At 70.5% G+C, this 14,752-nt stretch carries 19 protein-coding genes; 10 read left to right on the forward strand and 9 right to left on the reverse strand.

Annotated elements, in window-relative coordinates; all coding sequences use genetic code 11:
• Together KUTG_RS33350 and KUTG_RS33355 are read right to left on the reverse strand one after the other, a co-directional pair.
• A partial coding sequence (locus tag KUTG_RS33350; protein WP_043722487.1) for a fibronectin type III domain-containing protein occupies positions 1-954 on the reverse strand: 954 nt, incomplete at its 3' end.
• 137 nt (positions 955-1,091) lie between these two features.
• Complete coding sequence (locus tag KUTG_RS33355) at positions 1,092-1,946, reverse strand: hypothetical protein (protein WP_043722489.1); 855 nt, start codon at positions 1,944-1,946, stop codon at positions 1,092-1,094.
• 7 nt (positions 1,947-1,953) lie between these two features.
• Between KUTG_RS33355 and KUTG_RS33360 the strand changes: the two genes are divergently transcribed.
• On the forward strand, positions 1,954-2,337 hold the full coding sequence (locus KUTG_RS33360; protein ID WP_043722491.1) for a sensor histidine kinase: 384 nt from the start codon (positions 1,954-1,956) through the stop codon (positions 2,335-2,337).
• Positions 2,334-2,957: a response regulator transcription factor gene (locus tag KUTG_RS33365; protein WP_043722494.1), complete on the forward strand. Its 624-nt coding sequence runs from the start codon at positions 2,334-2,336 to the stop codon at positions 2,955-2,957. Before KUTG_RS33360 ends, KUTG_RS33365 begins: the two co-directional genes overlap by 4 nt.
• Here KUTG_RS33365 and KUTG_RS33370 read toward each other — a convergent pair whose 3' ends face one another.
• Positions 2,958-4,397 carry a neutral zinc metallopeptidase gene (locus KUTG_RS33370; protein ID WP_043722497.1) on the reverse strand — a complete coding sequence of 480 codons (1,440 nt, stop codon included), beginning with the start codon at positions 4,395-4,397 and terminating at the stop codon, positions 2,958-2,960. It abuts the gene before it with no gap.
• A 235-nt stretch (positions 4,398-4,632) separates the two neighbouring features.
• Between KUTG_RS33370 and KUTG_RS33375 the strand changes: the two genes are divergently transcribed.
• From KUTG_RS33375 to KUTG_RS33405, 6 genes are all read left to right on the forward strand, one after another.
• Positions 4,633-5,286 carry a DUF6230 family protein gene (locus KUTG_RS33375; protein WP_052395692.1) on the forward strand — a complete coding sequence of 218 codons (654 nt, stop codon included), beginning with the start codon at positions 4,633-4,635 and terminating at the stop codon, positions 5,284-5,286.
• A gap of 37 nt (positions 5,287-5,323) precedes the next feature.
• Positions 5,324-6,457: a DUF6114 domain-containing protein gene (locus tag KUTG_RS54165; protein ID WP_052395693.1), complete on the forward strand. Its 1,134-nt coding sequence runs from the start codon at positions 5,324-5,326 to the stop codon at positions 6,455-6,457.
• A gap of 74 nt (positions 6,458-6,531) precedes the next feature.
• Positions 6,532-7,041: a UTRA domain-containing protein gene (locus KUTG_RS33385; protein WP_232241100.1), complete on the forward strand. Its 510-nt coding sequence runs from the start codon at positions 6,532-6,534 to the stop codon at positions 7,039-7,041.
• Positions 7,042-7,067: 26 nt separating this feature from the next.
• Complete coding sequence (locus tag KUTG_RS33390; RefSeq protein ID WP_232241101.1) at positions 7,068-7,622, forward strand: GNAT family N-acetyltransferase; 555 nt, start codon at positions 7,068-7,070, stop codon at positions 7,620-7,622.
• A gap of 263 nt (positions 7,623-7,885) precedes the next feature.
• Positions 7,886-8,563 (forward strand): helix-turn-helix domain-containing protein, encoded by a 678-nt coding sequence (locus KUTG_RS65400; protein ID WP_084580069.1) that lies wholly within the window; start codon positions 7,886-7,888, stop codon positions 8,561-8,563.
• 262 nt (positions 8,564-8,825) lie between these two features.
• Positions 8,826-9,296 carry a PH domain-containing protein gene (locus KUTG_RS33405; protein WP_043722503.1) on the forward strand — a complete coding sequence of 157 codons (471 nt, stop codon included), beginning with the start codon at positions 8,826-8,828 and terminating at the stop codon, positions 9,294-9,296.
• Here KUTG_RS33405 and KUTG_RS33410 read toward each other — a convergent pair.
• Together KUTG_RS33410 and KUTG_RS33415 are read right to left on the reverse strand one after the other, a co-directional pair.
• Complete coding sequence (locus KUTG_RS33410; RefSeq protein WP_043722504.1) at positions 9,278-9,916, reverse strand: TMEM175 family protein; 639 nt, start codon at positions 9,914-9,916, stop codon at positions 9,278-9,280. The two genes, KUTG_RS33405 and KUTG_RS33410, sit on opposite strands and share 19 nt — an antisense overlap.
• A gap of 22 nt (positions 9,917-9,938) precedes the next feature.
• Positions 9,939-10,457 (reverse strand): DUF6790 family protein, encoded by a 519-nt coding sequence (locus KUTG_RS33415; protein ID WP_043722507.1) that lies wholly within the window; start codon positions 10,455-10,457, stop codon positions 9,939-9,941.
• 56 nt (positions 10,458-10,513) lie between these two features.
• On the opposite strand from KUTG_RS33415, the gene KUTG_RS33420 reads away from it, so the two are divergent.
• Entirely contained in the window at positions 10,514-10,933 is a 420-nt protein-coding gene (locus tag KUTG_RS33420; protein WP_043722508.1) for a MarR family winged helix-turn-helix transcriptional regulator, read from the forward strand.
• A 262-nt stretch (positions 10,934-11,195) separates the two neighbouring features.
• Here KUTG_RS33420 and KUTG_RS33425 read toward each other — a convergent pair whose 3' ends face one another.
• On the reverse strand, positions 11,196-11,591 hold the full coding sequence (locus tag KUTG_RS33425) for a VOC family protein (protein WP_043722511.1): 396 nt from the start codon (positions 11,589-11,591) through the stop codon (positions 11,196-11,198).
• A 116-nt stretch (positions 11,592-11,707) separates the two neighbouring features.
• Complete coding sequence (locus KUTG_RS33430; protein ID WP_043722512.1) at positions 11,708-13,081, reverse strand: neutral zinc metallopeptidase; 1,374 nt, start codon at positions 13,079-13,081, stop codon at positions 11,708-11,710.
• 53 nt (positions 13,082-13,134) lie between these two features.
• Between KUTG_RS33430 and KUTG_RS33435 the strand changes: the two genes are divergently transcribed.
• Positions 13,135-13,860 (forward strand): alpha/beta fold hydrolase, encoded by a 726-nt coding sequence (locus KUTG_RS33435; RefSeq protein WP_043722515.1) that lies wholly within the window; start codon positions 13,135-13,137, stop codon positions 13,858-13,860.
• Here KUTG_RS33435 and KUTG_RS61920 read toward each other — a convergent pair.
• Both KUTG_RS61920 and KUTG_RS61925 read right to left on the reverse strand, forming a co-directional pair.
• Complete coding sequence (locus KUTG_RS61920) at positions 13,845-14,489, reverse strand: response regulator (protein WP_043722517.1); 645 nt, start codon at positions 14,487-14,489, stop codon at positions 13,845-13,847. The two genes, KUTG_RS33435 and KUTG_RS61920, sit on opposite strands and share 16 nt — an antisense overlap.
• A partial coding sequence (locus tag KUTG_RS61925) for a sensor histidine kinase (protein WP_043722519.1) occupies positions 14,477-14,752 on the reverse strand: 276 nt, incomplete at its 5' end. The genes KUTG_RS61920 and KUTG_RS61925, both read right to left, overlap by 13 nt.

Genomic DNA, 14,752 nt, shown 5'->3' on the forward strand with positions numbered 1-14,752 from the left:
CGTGCACTTGGAGCGGCCGAGGAAGTGCTTCTGGCACGCCTGGATCTGGAAGCCGTAGGTCATGCCCGGCTCCGGCCGGTCGAAGACGAAGTGGGTGCGGGCGGCCTCGACGCTGCGCACGCCGGGCCGCCCCACCACCCAGTAGGTGACGTTGTAGGCGTCGGTCCGCTGGAACTTCCAGTCCACCTGGAGGTTCCCGTCGCCGTCCTGCACGACGCTGGTCAGGTACGGCCGGTCCGGCACGTTGCAGTCGGCGGTGTTGAGCGCCGGCTGGTAGTTGCCGGCGGCCACCACCACCGGCTGGTCGGGCCGCTCCAGGACGTAGCCGTGGGCGAAGTTGACGTACCGGTTGCAGCCGTCGAACCGGTCGGTGTCGACGGGATCGCCGAGCAGCGGCCGGTAGCCGACCCACGCGTCGCGCATGGGCGTCGACATGGACAGCAGGCCGCCGACGGTCGGGAACCAGAAGTGGTAGTTGCCGTCCGCGCTCCGGACCCAGGTGATGTCGTCGGTGTGGCGGATGGGGCCGAGGACGCACATGTTGTTGGCGGCGTGGCCCTCGAACACGCCGGGGAAGTGCGGGTCGTACTGCCCGTAGCGCTGGCACACGTACTCGCTGGACGCGGTGTCGGCGGCGGACTGGAGGAACGTCGACAGCGCGGCGACGGCCACCAGCAGCGCGCCGGTCAGGCGCAGTTTGCGGGCGACGACCGATGCCGGACGGGCGTGGGCGCCCTCGGCGCCGGCGATCTCGCGGGCCCACTGCGTCTGCCGCCACGCCATGAAGGCCGTCACGCCGAACGACAGCAGCACCGTGAGCAGCACGGCCACGGTGGCGTCGCCGAGCTCCGACAGCAGGCCGACCTCGGCCACCACGACCACGAGCAGCGCCGCCCCGGCGGCCAGCGCCGTGCGCGCGGCGCGCCACCACCAGGGCGCCACCAGCACCTGCATGGCCCAGGCGCGACCGACTTCGTCGCCGAAACCGGTTCCACCGGTTCTCGCCCGTCGTAGCACGTCTCGACGGCCACGGAATCCGAGTTGCCACCAAGCAACCTGGACGCCGACTATGTCGACAAGGTCCCCCGCCCTCACGTGTATCCACGGTAGGGCCGGATGCTCCAAAGTAGTAGGGCAATCAGCGCGATGGGGGTCGTCGCATGGCCGACGGTGGCGTGACGCGGGCCCACCCCGCGCCGATGCTGCTGATTCTCAGCTTCCGGTGGCTCACCGTGGGGTGGACCGCCGTCATAGCCCTGCTCAGCAACCAGGTGTTGGAGCAGCGTGCGAGCCTGGCGGTGGTGACCCTGGCCGCGATGCTCGGCTGGACCGCCTGGCTGACCGTTGCCGCCGTGCGCCGCACCGGCCGGGTGCTGACCGTCGACCTCCTGCTGGCCATTCTCGTGCTGCTCGTGTCCGGCTGGGTCGGGCCGCAGGGGCAGCTGCTCACCGACCACCCCACCTTCGCCGGCGCCTACCCGATGGCCGCCGTGGCCGCCTGGGCCACCGTCTACGGCGTGCGTGGCGGCGTGCTGGCCGGCCTCGCCGTCGCCCTGTGCCTGCCCGTGGGCTACCACCTCAACGGCTCCTCCCTCTTCCTGGCCGGCTACCTGGACGGCGTGAGCCTGCTCGGCAGCGCGCTGTCGTACGTGGTGCTCGGCGGCGCGATCGGCATCGCCACCGGCCAGTTCGAGCGCGTGTCGGTGCGCCTGGCCGAGGGGCGAGCCGTGGTCGCGAGTCTGCGCGAACGGGAGCGGCTGGCCGCCCACATCCACGACGACGTGCTCCAGCGCCTCGGCCAGATCCGCAAGGACGGCGGCGACCTGGCCGACCGCGGCGGCGTCACCCGGACCGAGCTGCGGGCCCTCATGGCCGATGTGGGACGGCAGGAGGCCAGCCTGCGCCGGCTCGTGCTGGCCCGAGGAGCCCGGCACGCCGTCCGGCACCCGATCTTTGGTCGAGGCCATCGCCGAGGTCGCCGACGGCTTCAAGCAGTGGCCCGTCCGCCTGGTCGACAGCGGCCACATTCTCGTGCCCGCCGACGTCGCCGCCGAGCTGGCTGCGGCCGTCAACGAGCTGCTCGGCAACGTCGTCAAGCACGCCGAGGCCGAACACGTGTGGATCTCGGTGCTGGACGACGGCGCCGTCATCACGGTCGACGTGCGCGACGACGGCGTCGGCTTCACCTACGACGAGCCCGAACTGGCCGCGTCCGGCCGGCTCGGGCTCGCGGTCAGCGTCCGCGCCCGGCTGGAGCGGCTGGGCGGCAAGGTCATCATTCGGAGCCGCCCCGGCCGGGGGCCCGAGGTGCGGCTGGAACTGAGGAGCCCGCCATGACGTCCGTTTCCACTGTCCGTGTGCTCGTCGTCGAGGACCACCCGGTGACCAGGGCGGGCATCCGGTCCAGCCTGGACAGGCACCCCGGCGTCACCGTGGTCGGCGAGGCCGACAACGCCGCCATGGCCCTGCGGCTGCTGGACGTCGAACTCGTCCACGTCGTGCTGGTGGACCTGCGACTAGGCGACGAACAGGGCATGGACCTCATCGAGCATCTGGCCCGGACCCGGCCGCGGACCAGAGTGCTCGTGCTCTCCCAGGCGTCGGCGGGCGAGGTGCTGGCGGCGATGAAGGCCGGCGCGCACGGCTACGTCAGCAAAGCGGCCACCACCGCCGAGCTCACGCACGCCGTGCTGGCCGTGATGGAGGGCCCGGTGCTGCCGCCGGAGCTCGCCGCGCGGCTGGTCGGCGAGTTCCAGCACCAGTCGTCACTGACCGGCCGTGAGCGAGAGGTCCTCGGCTGCCTCGCCCGCGGCTACGACAACCGGGAGATCGCCGAGGAGCTCGGCGTGGCCGTGCGGACGGTCAACCGGCACCTGGAGAACATCCGGGAGAAGCTCGGCAGCCGCCGTCGTTCCGAGCTCATCCGGCTGGCCCGTGAGCTGGACGCCGCCGGCTGACTAGTCGAACTTCTGCATGCAGGTGGAGGCGCCCTGGAGGAAGCCGATCCGGAACGCCTCCACCCGCGAGAAGCCCGAGGCGGCCGCCTTTCCGTTGACGTCGGCGGCGATCAGGCTGTTGGTCGTGAGCAGCTCCGCCACCGCCTCGTCCAGGTCGCCGGCCGCCAGCGACAGGTCGTCGACGCCCTTTTTCATCGCCGCGCCCCAGTAACCGACCAGGCAGGCCGTGCGCAGGCCCGTGTTGGCGTCGTCCAGCGGCAGGTTGTTGGACTTCTGCACCGACAACACGTAGCGCGAGGCCACCTCGCCGAACGCCGCGAAGTCGCCGATGCCCTTGCCCTTCTTGGTGTGCGTGCCGATGATCTTCAGGCTGGCCAGGTCCATCGAGACCGTGTCGGTCGCCGGGCAGTAGGCCGTCGGCGTGGTCGTCTTGGCGTCGCTGCACTGCGCCGGCTTGTCCGTGCTGAGGGTCGGCTTCCCGCCGGTCCGCCCGAACACCTGGTCCAGGGTCCGGCCCATGCGCTGGAGGTTGCCCGTGGTGATCGGCACGTTGCCGTTCTGGGCCGCGTCGGTGTCGTCGCGGAAGGCCGTCTCCGTGATGCGGGCGTTGATCTCCGCCACGTCGATCTGCGCGCAGCGCTTGGGGCCGTCGGTGAAGCCGGTCTGGAACGCGAAGACCCGGTCGAAGGCGTTGCCGTGGGCCGACTGGCCCTTGAAGGAGTGGCCCGGCTGGTCGCGGACGAAAAAGGTCGTCGCCAGCACCTTGTTCAGTCCGTCGCCGGTGGACATCTGGAAATGCTTGGCTTTGTCCTCGGCCACGGCGCGCATGAAGGCGCCGGCATAACAATCCGCTTGTTGCTCAAGGACAATGCTGGGCGTCGCATTGTCGACTCCGGACAACGGGCCCAGCTGCGACTGCACCGCGTGGCCCATCTCGTGGGCCAGAACCATCGTCACCGCCAGCGGGCCGAAACTCTGCACCAGTCCCGGCAGCAGTTCCCCGCGGTCCCAGGAAACGCTGTTGTCGAGGTCGCAGTAGAAGGCGTTCACCACTCCCGCGGTGTCCTCGCGGCCGCCGCAGACGCGCAGGTTCGGGCCGGCCGAGTCGTACGAGGTGAGCTTGGACGCCGGCTTGAACTGCCGCCCGAACACCTTGGGCAGCTGCTCCTTCCAGTAATCGTCCACGTCGGACAGGGTGTTGAGGGCCAGCCGGTCCATCTCGCCGTGATCGCTGTTGGCCACTGCGAGCGTCGCGTCCGGCACATTCGGCCGGGGGCCGCTTGCGCCCGAGTTCACCGGTATGCCGCCCGCCGAGCCCGGATCCAGCTGCCCCAGCGGGCCCGCCGTTCCGGCCACCTTGGCCGAGCAGTTGCTCAGCAGCGTGATCGCGGCCGCCAGCGCCAGAACCGTCGACCCGATGCGCCGACCTGCCGTGCTCATTAGTGTGTTTCCCCTTGCCGCCCTTTGCTACGCCGCGAGCACCCTACTGGCGTAGTGGGCCGCCTGTCCGGCGGTTGGCGATGCGTTTCAGTCGTGATCGGAACGTGAAAATATCTCACCCTGGGGAGTGAATTCTGGGTTTCGACGACCCGTTCGCTTGTGCCGGCCTGTCAGGGGAGTGAGTCTCGTCACGAAGTTACCGACGGGTACTTCGCCTGTTGGAAGGGAGAAAGCCATGCGCGAAGCCGACGACGTCGAGTTCGGCGAGGAGGTCGAACCCGAGGTCGCCCCCGTCCGGGGTCGCACCCGGTGGCTGCGCTTCGCCGGCACGCTCGGCGTGGGTGGCGTGCTGGCCGGTGGCCTGCTCGTCGGCGTGGGCCAGGGCGCGTTCGCCGCCTCGTTCGCGGTGTCCGGCACCAGCTTCGAGGTCACCTCCACCCACCTGCACGGTGAGGGATTCGTCCAGTTCGGTGGCGTCGCGGCCAACGCCGACTCCGCGCACCCCGTGGCGGTCAACGCGTTCAAGAGCGCCGACCTGGACAACTTCTGCCAGTCCGTGTTCCTGCCCAACAACCCGTTCATCGGCGACCTCACGCTGCGGATCACCGCGGACGGGCCCAAGGGCATGCACGCCGACAACATGGTCGTCGACGTCGCGCAGGTGGACGGCGACTTCACCCTGCACACCCCGGACATCGGCGTGGACGCCAGCCAGGTCTCCACCGGTCCGGTCGGCGCGCAGGGCCGTCCCGGCGACTTCGGCATGCAGGCGCAGTCGATCGACATCAACAACTTGAAGCAGGTTGCCTGGGGCACGTCCGCGCAGACCATCTCCTTCAAGGGGATGAGCCTGCGCATCGTGGCCGGCAACAACCAGTGCATCAAGTAGGTCGATCACGCACGGTCGCGGCAGCACATTCCCCCGGGTGCTGCCGCTTCCGTGCATGGAAGGGAGTTTTGTCGTGGTCGGTTCCGTGATCGGCAGGGCCTGGCGTGCCTTCAACCGCTGGCGACGCAGTCGCCCGTTCTGGGCCGGGCTGTTCCTGCTCCTGTCGGGGCTGATCATCCTCTTCCCGCCCTTCGCCTCGCTGAAGCTGGGCTCCATGGCGATCGCCATCCAGACCATCGGCGGGCTGTCCGGGGCGCTCATCGGCGCCCTGCTCGTGGTGTGCGCCCTGACCATGTGGCTTCGGCCCCAGTTCCGGCTGGCCGCCGGCGTCGCGTCGTTGATCCTGTCCCTGACCGCCCTGATCACCACCAACCTCGGCGGCTTCCTGCTGGGCACCCTGTTCGGGCTGCTCGGCTCCGCGCTGGCCCTGTCGTGGACGCCCAAGACCCGCAAGCGCAAGGCCGCCAAGGCCGTTCCCCCGGCCGCCGCTGCCTTCGTGGTGCTGCTCGGTCTGACCGCGCACGGCGTCGGTCAGCCCAGCTACGCCTTCGCCGACCCCACCACCTCTTCGGTCGCTACCTCCACCACGGCTGCGTCCACCACCGCTGGGTCCACCACCACGACCACCGTCGCGCCCACCTCCACGACGTCGCCGTCGTCGTCGAGCAGTGTGACGGCCACCTCCACCACGGCGGCGACCAGCACCACCACCGCCACCCCGTCCCCGCCCGCCCTGCCGGCGGGGACGCGGGTGTGGACCTTGGAGTCCCCCTCCATCGCCATGTCCGGCTTGGCCTACAAGGGCATCGTCTCCACCGTCGTCGGCGGCAAGACCATCAAGGTCCTCAAGTTCACCGCCTCCTCCGTCAAGATCAAGAACCTCGTCCAGACCGCCGACCGCGGCGGCGGCCACAAGATCGTCACCACCGCCGCCCCCGGCTCCACCTCGGCCATCACCGACGGCACCATCACCATGCTCACCGCCGAGATCAAGGGCACCGCCGTCATCAACATCCTCGGCATCCCCGTCCGGCTGCCCATCGACTACACCGCCACCAGCCCGCCCCTGATCACGCCGCCCGACGTCACCTTCGAGAACGTCGTCGTGACCAACACCGACCAGTCCGGCGGCACCCTCACCATCCCCGGCGCCAAGATCGTCGCCACCTGACCCGTCGGGCGGTAATCACTAAAATCGGGGTCGTGCCCGACTCGGATGCCTGGATCAGCGTCTCCACGCCGTACGTGAAGACCCGCGAGGCCGGCGCACCCGACGCGTGGGCGCAGGAGGCGGCTGACCATGGCCACGTCGGCACGCAGCGGCTCCTGCACGTCGGGGAGGTCGTGCCTCCGCCACATGTTGCCGCCGCGCTTCACAGCTCGCCGACCGCGCCCGTGGTCGTACGCCGCCGCCTGGTCCTCCTCGACGACCAGCCGGTCGAGCTCGTCGATTCGTACTACCCGGCCGACATCGCTCGCGGCACCCGCCTGGCCGAGGCGCGGAAGATCCGCGGCGGCGCACCCACGCTCCTCGCCGAGTCGGGCCACGAGCTTCGTCACCTCGACGAGGACGTATCCGTGCGTTTGGCGAATGCCGAGGAAGCCGAACTCCTTGCCCTGCAAGGACCGACGCCCGTGCTCGTGTTGCAACGCACCAGCAGTGCCCGGGGTGGACGCCCGGTCGAGGTCAGCGTCATGACGATGCTTCCCGGACGGCACCTGCGCTACCAGCTCACGATCGAGGCTGTGGAGTGACAAGCATTCCGCTGGAGGGGTCGCCAGTGCTGCGACCGGCAACGCGAGGGGACGTGCCGGGGATAGCCGAGCTCATGCGGCGGTCGGTGCTGGAGGTGTTTCCCCGCCTGCACGACGAGCGCGAGACGGCGGCAGCCGCGCGGTATCTCACCGAGCCTGATCTGGCGCTGATCGACGACGGGACCTACTTCGTCGTCGAGGTGGACGGGCAGTTGGTGGCCTGCGGGGGCTGGAGCAGACGGAACAAGCTGTACGCCGGGTCCGGCGACGCGCCGGGGGACGATCGCCGGCTGGATCCGGCGGCCGAGCCGGCGCGGGTGCGGGCGATGTTCGTACGGGGCGACTGGAACCGCCGCGGCCTCGGGCGAGCGATCCTCACCCGGTGCGCGGAGGCCGCCAAAGCCGAGGGGTTTCGATCGCTGGTCCTGATGGCCACCATGCCGGGCGTGCCGCTGTACCGAGCCTTCGGCTTCCACGAAGTCCGGCGCAGCCACATGCCCCTGCCCAACGGCGTCGTCCTCGACGGATTGTCGATGGAGTACCCGTTGTCCGGCAACGGACCTGCTGGGCACGCCACGTGAGCACGTGATCGACCTGGCGACGGCGTCCGCCGCGCAGCCGTTCTTTTCCTGTTCATGGGCAATGTCTACATCCACGTCGCTGGTGCGGACCTGAGCACCCGGCACGGCAGCCGGCGTAGCGACGCTGAGCTACACGATCGGCCTTGCGGAGGCGGTCCACGAGCTGGCGACCTGGTTCGCGTGTCCGCCACGTGCCGCGAGGGCGTCGGCTGGATCGAGTGGGGTCCTGGCGCTGAGAACGGAAACTGTCAGACCCCGGTGGGATGCTGGCGGGCGTGTACCGGGAGTGGGCGACCGGCGTGGCCGGGGCGGTGGGGTGGAGTCGTGTGGTGGAGCAGCCGCAGACGCATCGGATCCTGCCCGACGGGTGCCTGGACCTGATCTGGTCGGACGGACGGCTGCTGGTGGCCGGGCCGGACACGGTGGCGATGGAGATGCGGAGCCCGGCGGGGCGGGTGTACGCGGGGCTGAGGTTCAGGCCGGGGACGGGGCCGTCGGTGTTCGGGGTGCCGGCGAGTGAGCTGAGGGACAGCAGGGTGGGGCTGGACGAGATCTGGCCGCGGCGGGTGGTGCGGGAGCTGACGGAGCGGGTGGGGGAGGCGCCGGACAAGGTCGGCGGGCTGCTGGCGATCGCACGGCCGCGGATCAGGGTGGACCCGGTGATGGAGGCGGTGGTCGCGGGGCTGCGGGAGGGGCGGCCGGTGGCGGCGGTGGCGGGAGGCGTGGGCCTGAGTGAGCGGCAGCTGCTGAGGAAGAGCTTGCATGCCTTCGGCTACGGACCGAAGACGCTGGCCCGGGTGCTGCGGATGGAAAAGGCGCTGGCGCTGGCGGCGCGAGGGGTGCCGCCAGCGACAGTGGCCGCCAGCGTGGGGTATGCGGATCAAGCGCATCTGTCGAGGGAAGTGAAGGCGCTGGCGGGAGTGCCGCTGACCAGGATGTGAAGGGGGAAGGGAATGATCGACCGGGCGACGGCCACGGGGTGGTTGAAGGCCGTCGAGGGGGACGAGCTCGACAAGGTACTGGCGGAGAAGGGCTTCGGTCGCGCAGCCAGAAGTGCGGGCTACAGCAGGAAAGTAGCGGACGGCCGGCAGTTCCTGATGTCCCCCAACGCAGGGAAGGACGCCTTACCTGCGTGCGGCCGTGCAGGCAAGGCGTCCTTCCCTGCACGACGTGGGGAGGAGCGGCGGGCGTGCGAGGTGGCGCATGGGTGACCGGCCGGATCGGGGGCCGGAGGCCTACGGCCTGCGGTCGGCCTCGGACGAGGAACGCCAACGGTGGGAAGAGGTGGTGGAGCGCGTGCTGGGCGAGCTGAAGCGGGCGGGCCTGCCGGCGAAAAGGGTGGAACCGAACGACATCGGGCCGCCCGGCGCGCTGGTCACCATGGTGCGGCTGGCCAAGGCCGATGGCGGGGGCGTGTTCGTGGTGTGGAAGGTGAGCGAGGAGCTGGACCGGGCCTCGCTGGGACTGCCGCTCGGCGAGCTGGACGACGAGGCGCTGAACGAGGCGGCGAGGCTGCTTCCCTTGCGGGGCAACGATCCGAACCTCGTGCACGCCGGCGCGGTGGCGCGGCGGATGCAGGAGGCGATCATCGGGATCCTGGGCTCGGCGGGCCTGCGGGCCTTCGACCCGGGCAACGAGTACGACCCGTACGGGATTCAGGTCGAGCTGCCCTGAACCGCGCGCCGGTCCGCGCGGTCGGACTGGATCATGCGGGCGACGGTGAGCACGACCGGGATGGCGAGCCAGCACACGAAAGCGTTGGTGGTGAAGAAGGAAACGGGGACGGACACGGCGAACACCGAGGCCAGGCAGATGCTGCGCACCAGGATCGGGGAGAACACCTCCGGTGGGACATCGCCGCGGTAGAGGCGTTCTCGCCGGATCTGCCGGATGATCAGCGCCAGGGTCGCCGAGGCCAGGACCTGCACGATGGCGTACAGGCTGAACCGCGGCGCGAACGCGCCCTCGGCGGTGATCACCCGGGTCGCGAACGGCATCACGACCTGCATGAACAGCCACACCAAGGTGAGGCTGGTCAGGCGGGGGCTCACCGAGCCGACGTGACGGAAGGTGTCGTGGTGGGCGCGCCAGTGGGCGGCGATCACCACGAAGCTGAGCACGAAGGCCAGGTACTCGCCGCGGTGGTCCAGCACCGAAGTCGCCATGGCGGTGACGGTGTCGCCGGTGGGGACGCGGAGATCCAACGCCAGCAGCGTGAGGGCGATGGCGATCACCGCGTCGACGAACATGGTGAGCCGGTCGGCGGAGGCCGAGCCGGATTCCTGGGTGGCCATGAGGAAAGCAGCTCCCGCGGTGTCAGGCGGCGACGGCCGGCTGCGGCTGGGTGGCCAGGCGCTGGGCCCGCACGGCCAGGATGATCATGACGGCCGGAATGAGAATGTCGTTGACGAGGACGCCGCCGGTGTTGCCGGGGGCGTGGTCGCCGTTGGCGAACCACTGGTAGACGTGGCCGACCACGGCGCCCCAGAGGAACATGCCGCCGCCGAGCCCGATGGTGATGCGCTCACGGGGCGAGGCCGAGGCGGCGCGGAAGCCCATGACGGCCAGCCCGAGGTTGGCGAAGGCGATCTCGAACAGGAAGGGCGTCCGGTCGAAGCCGATGGCCGTGGCCATGACGTCCGGGAACGCGAGGAACGCGACCGTCATCCACAGGCTGCCGATGCCGAAGGCGCCGATGGCCCACCAGCGCTGCCAGATCTCCAGGCGTTCCCCCGGCGAGGTGGCGCGGCGAGCCCGAACGTACGCGCCGATGGCCGGCGCCACGATCCAGACCAGGGGGAAGGCCGACTGGGCGAGAAAGCTCGTGTTGTCCATGGCCAGAGTCTTGCATGGTTAATATTAACTAGTCAACACTCGGGTATGCTCGCACCGTGGATGACGGACTGGGAGACCTGTTGCACCGCGTGGTGATGCTGCTGGGCGAGGCGGCCCGGCGGCGGACCGATGACCGTGACGGCCTGACCTACAGCCAGATACGCCTGCTGGGCACGCTGGAGGACATCGAGCCGGCGACCCAGCACCAGCTCGCCCAGGCGCTGTCGGTCTCCGACCCGGCGATCAGCCGCTCGCTGCGGCCGCTGGAGGCCGGTGGGCTGGTGCGGATCACCGTCGACCCCGACCATGCGCGGCGACGGCTCGTGCGTCTGACCGAGGCCGGCCGGAAAGCCTTCCACAGCGCCGGAAAACCGCTCTACGACGAGTTGCGCACCGGCCTTGTCGCCGCCGGCTTCCCGTACGAGCGCTACCTTGAGGACACCCTTCGGCTGGCCGAGATCCTCGAAGGCGCCTGACCCCGGGCAGTAGACGAGCCCGTCACCAGGGGGGAGGGGTGACGGGCTCGACCCCAGTCTACGCGCTCGACGCCCGGTTGCCGGAGCACATCCGCTGGTGTCGGCGCGATTTTGTCGCCATTTTGTCCGCCCTGCCGGCCGCTGCTGGCAAAAAGGCAGGTGGGAACGGGTGCGGCAGGCCGTGGCGCGGTCACGCGGAAGTGGCGCTGAGGGCAGGGGAAAGTGGCAGTGAGGGCAAGGGGAAGTGGTTGTTGGCGGAAGTTCACTCGCCCAGTGGGCAGAAGAGATCCACGCCGTTGCCGTCCGGGTCGTGGACGACGGCGTAGCGCTGCCCCCAGAAGGCGTCCCACGGCGGCAGGTGGCCGTGATGGCCGGCGGAGGTGAGGGCGGCGTAGACGCGGTCGACGTCGGAGGGGGAGGAGCACAGAAACGCCAGGCCGGAGCGGGAGGAGCCGGTCGGAGGCGTCCACGAGGGGTCGAAGGAGCGGACGGTGGCGACGGTGTCCCACATGAGCTGGAGACCGCCGGGCAGAGGGGCGGCGACGTGGGGCTCGGCGTCGGCGGAGGAGGGGATGTCGAGGCCGAGGCGGCGGTAGAAGGCGAGGGACTTGGCCATGTCGTCGACGACGAGGCCGATGACGGCGAGCTGTGGTGTCATGCCGCCGACGCTAGGCGGGGGACACCGGGCCGGTCTTGACGAAATCAGACACCGCAGGCCTTGACGCCGCAGCCGAGGAATCAGACACCGCAGGCCTTGACGCCGCAGCCGAGGAATCACACGCCGCAGGCCTTGGCGCCGCCGGTGAAGCCGGAGCGGAAGGCCAGGACACGGGAGAAGCCGGTGGCGAGGGGCTTGCCGGAGGTGTCGCGGGAGCCATAGTCGTAGGCCAGCAGCACGCCGACGGACTTGTCGAGGTCGCCGGGGGAAAGGCGCAGGGGCTTGCCGCGGGACGGGACGGAGGCGGTGTAGGCGCCGGCGAGGCAGACGGCGGTCTGGCCGGCGGGGGCGGCGTCGACGGGCTTGCCCAACAGGGACAGGGCGGCCAGGGCGTAGCGGGTGGCCAACAGGGTGCCGGCGGCGTAGTCGCCGATGCTGGAGACGAGGGCGGGAATGGTGCCCTTGACCGACAGTAAGACGGACTTGGTGGCGCCGCAGAAGGCCACGGGCCCCTGGTCTCCGGAAGAGCCGGAAGGGCACGACACGGGACCGTCGGACTGGGTGAGACGGGGCGCGGACCAGCGGGAACCGACGAGCTGGCCGAAGTAGGCGTTGAGGTCGGGCTCCATGGCCGCGAGCAGGTCGGGCAGCGGCGCATTCCCGCCCCGGGCCTGGTCGGACAGGCTGGTGAAGGTGCGCTGGGTGAACTGCCGGTTGGCCACGGTCATCCCCGCGCACAGCTTGGGGCCCTGCTGGTAGCCGTCCTGAAAGGCGGAGACGCGGTCGAAGGAGTCGCCGTGGGCGCCCTCCTCGGACGAACTGGTGCCGACGGGGTCGCGGAAGGTGGCGAGGGCGCCGAGGGCCTTGTCGAGCTGCGCGGCGGTGATCCGCAGGTGCGGGGCCTTGCCGTCGACCACGGACCGGACAAAAGCGCCGGAATAGCAGTCGGCCATGGTCTCGATCAGGATCGTCGGGTAGCGGTCGGGGTCGGCGCGGGCCATGTCGGCGGTGGGGGACGTGCGGTCCTGCACGGCATGGCCCATCTCGTGCGCCAGCACGACGACAACGGCGGCGTCGCCGAACTGGTCGCGCAGCACGGGCAGCAGGGCCGCGCGGTCCCAGGCGACGGAATCCTTGTTGGGACAATAAAAGGCGTTGCCCTCGATGTCGGAGGCGGACTCGGTGCACGGCGGCGCCTGGCTCTTGTCGGAGGTGGTGTCGACCGAGTACACGCCTCCGGTCAGGTCGTGCCACTGCTTGCCGAAAACGGACGGGAAGTTCTGCTTCCAGAAGGCCTGCACGTCGCCGATGGTGGAGGCGGCGATGCGGTCGGTGGTGCCGTTGTCGGTGCCCCGCACGAAGGACGGCACGACACCGCCGCCCGCGAGCACGGGATCGGCGGTCACCGGTTCGGCGACGCCGCCGACGGTCGCGCACCCGGCGAGCGTCAGCACAGCCGCCAGGAGAACGAGCCGAGCAGTTGCACGCACTTGCCCAGTCTGCCCGACGCCGCCGGGTATCGTTTCCCGACAAGGGGGTTCACATGGACACCAAGACTCGCGGCGACGGTCCCCTGCTCCTTCTGCTGCACGGGGGCGGCGGCAGCGCGGACAGTTTCGACGCGGTGCTGGACATCCTGGCCGAGCACTACACGGTGGTCACCTACACGCAGCGCGACGGCGGCCCGGCCGAGCGCGCGGACGAAGCGGCCCAGCTGCTCGACGATCTCGGCGCGACCAAGGCGGCGGTGTTCGGCAGCAGCGCGGGCGCGGCGGTCGCGCTGGACCTCGCGGCTCGGCACCCGCGACGCGTGAACCTGGTCATCGCCCACGAGCCGCCGGCGATGGTGCTGCTGCCCGACGCCGAGGAACTGACCCAGGCCTTCCACGACCTGGTCGGCCAGCCCGACGCGGGCCTGCGATTCATCCGGCTCACCCGCATGCTCGGCCCGGTCGACGAGTCCGTCGAGCAGGCCGTCGGCTCGAAGCTCACGGTCGGCGCCGAGGTGAACGACTTCGTCCGGTTCCAGCCCGACGCCGACGCGATCAAGGCCGGCGGCGTCACCGTCGTGCTGGCGGCGGGCAAGGCGGTCGCCGGCACGCCGGCCTTCCGCAGCGCCGAGGCCGTGGCCGACGCGATCGACGCGTCGATGGTGATCTTCCCCGGCAACCACTTCGGCTACGCCCCGATGCCTGGAATCAACGACCCGGCGGCGTTCGGCCGCACGATGCTCGACCTGCTGCGGTCCCGGACTCAGCTGCCCAGGTAGCGCAGCACGGCCAGCACGCGGCGGTGCTCGGTGCTGGTCTTGGGCAGCCCGAGCTTGTTGAAGATGCTGGCCACGTACTTCTCCACGGCCCCCTCGGTGATCACCAGCCCCTCGGCGATGCCGGAGTTGGACCGCCCCTCGGCCATCAGGCTGAAGGCCTGGCGCTCACGGGGCGTCAACGCCGCCAGCGGGTCCTGACGCCGGCTCCGGGCCACGATCTGCGACACGACCTCCGGGTCGAACACGGTGCCGCCGGTCCCGACCCGGTCCAGCGCCGACAGGAACTCCTCCACGTCCGCGACCCGGTCCTTCAGCAGGTAGCCGACGCCGTTCAGGGCCCCGGTGATCAGGTCGGCGGCGTAGCGCTCCTCCACGTACTGCGACAGCACGAGCACCCCGGTCGCCGGCCACTGCTGCCGGATCAACAGGGCCGCCCGCAGCCCCTCGTCGCTGTGCGTGGGCGGCATCCGGACATCCGCCACGCACACGTCGGGCCGGTGGTCGGCCACCGACCGCAGCAGCTTCTCGCCGTCGTCGACGGCGTCCACGACCTCGTGGCCGTTCTCGGTCAGCAGCAGCGTGAGGCCGTGCCGCAGCAGCACGGCGTCCTCGGCGATCACGATTCGCACGGCAGCTCCAGGCTCACGGTCGTCGGCCCACCGGCCGGGCTGGTCACGGTCAACACGCCGTCCACACCGGCGGCCCGGTCGGCCAGGCCGGACAGCCCCGACCCGCCGGCGAACGCACCGCCGATGCCGTCGTCGCCGACCTCGACCCGCAGCCGCCCGCCGACCCGCCGCACGAGCACCCAGGCCCGCGAGGCCCGCGCGTGCTTGACGATGTTGGTCAGCGACTCGGCGATCATGAAGTAGGCGATGGACTCGGCGGTCCG

It is taken from the genome of Kutzneria sp. 744 (assembly GCF_000568255.1).
In the GTDB taxonomy this organism is placed as follows: Bacteria; Actinomycetota; Actinomycetes; order Mycobacteriales; family Pseudonocardiaceae; genus Kutzneria.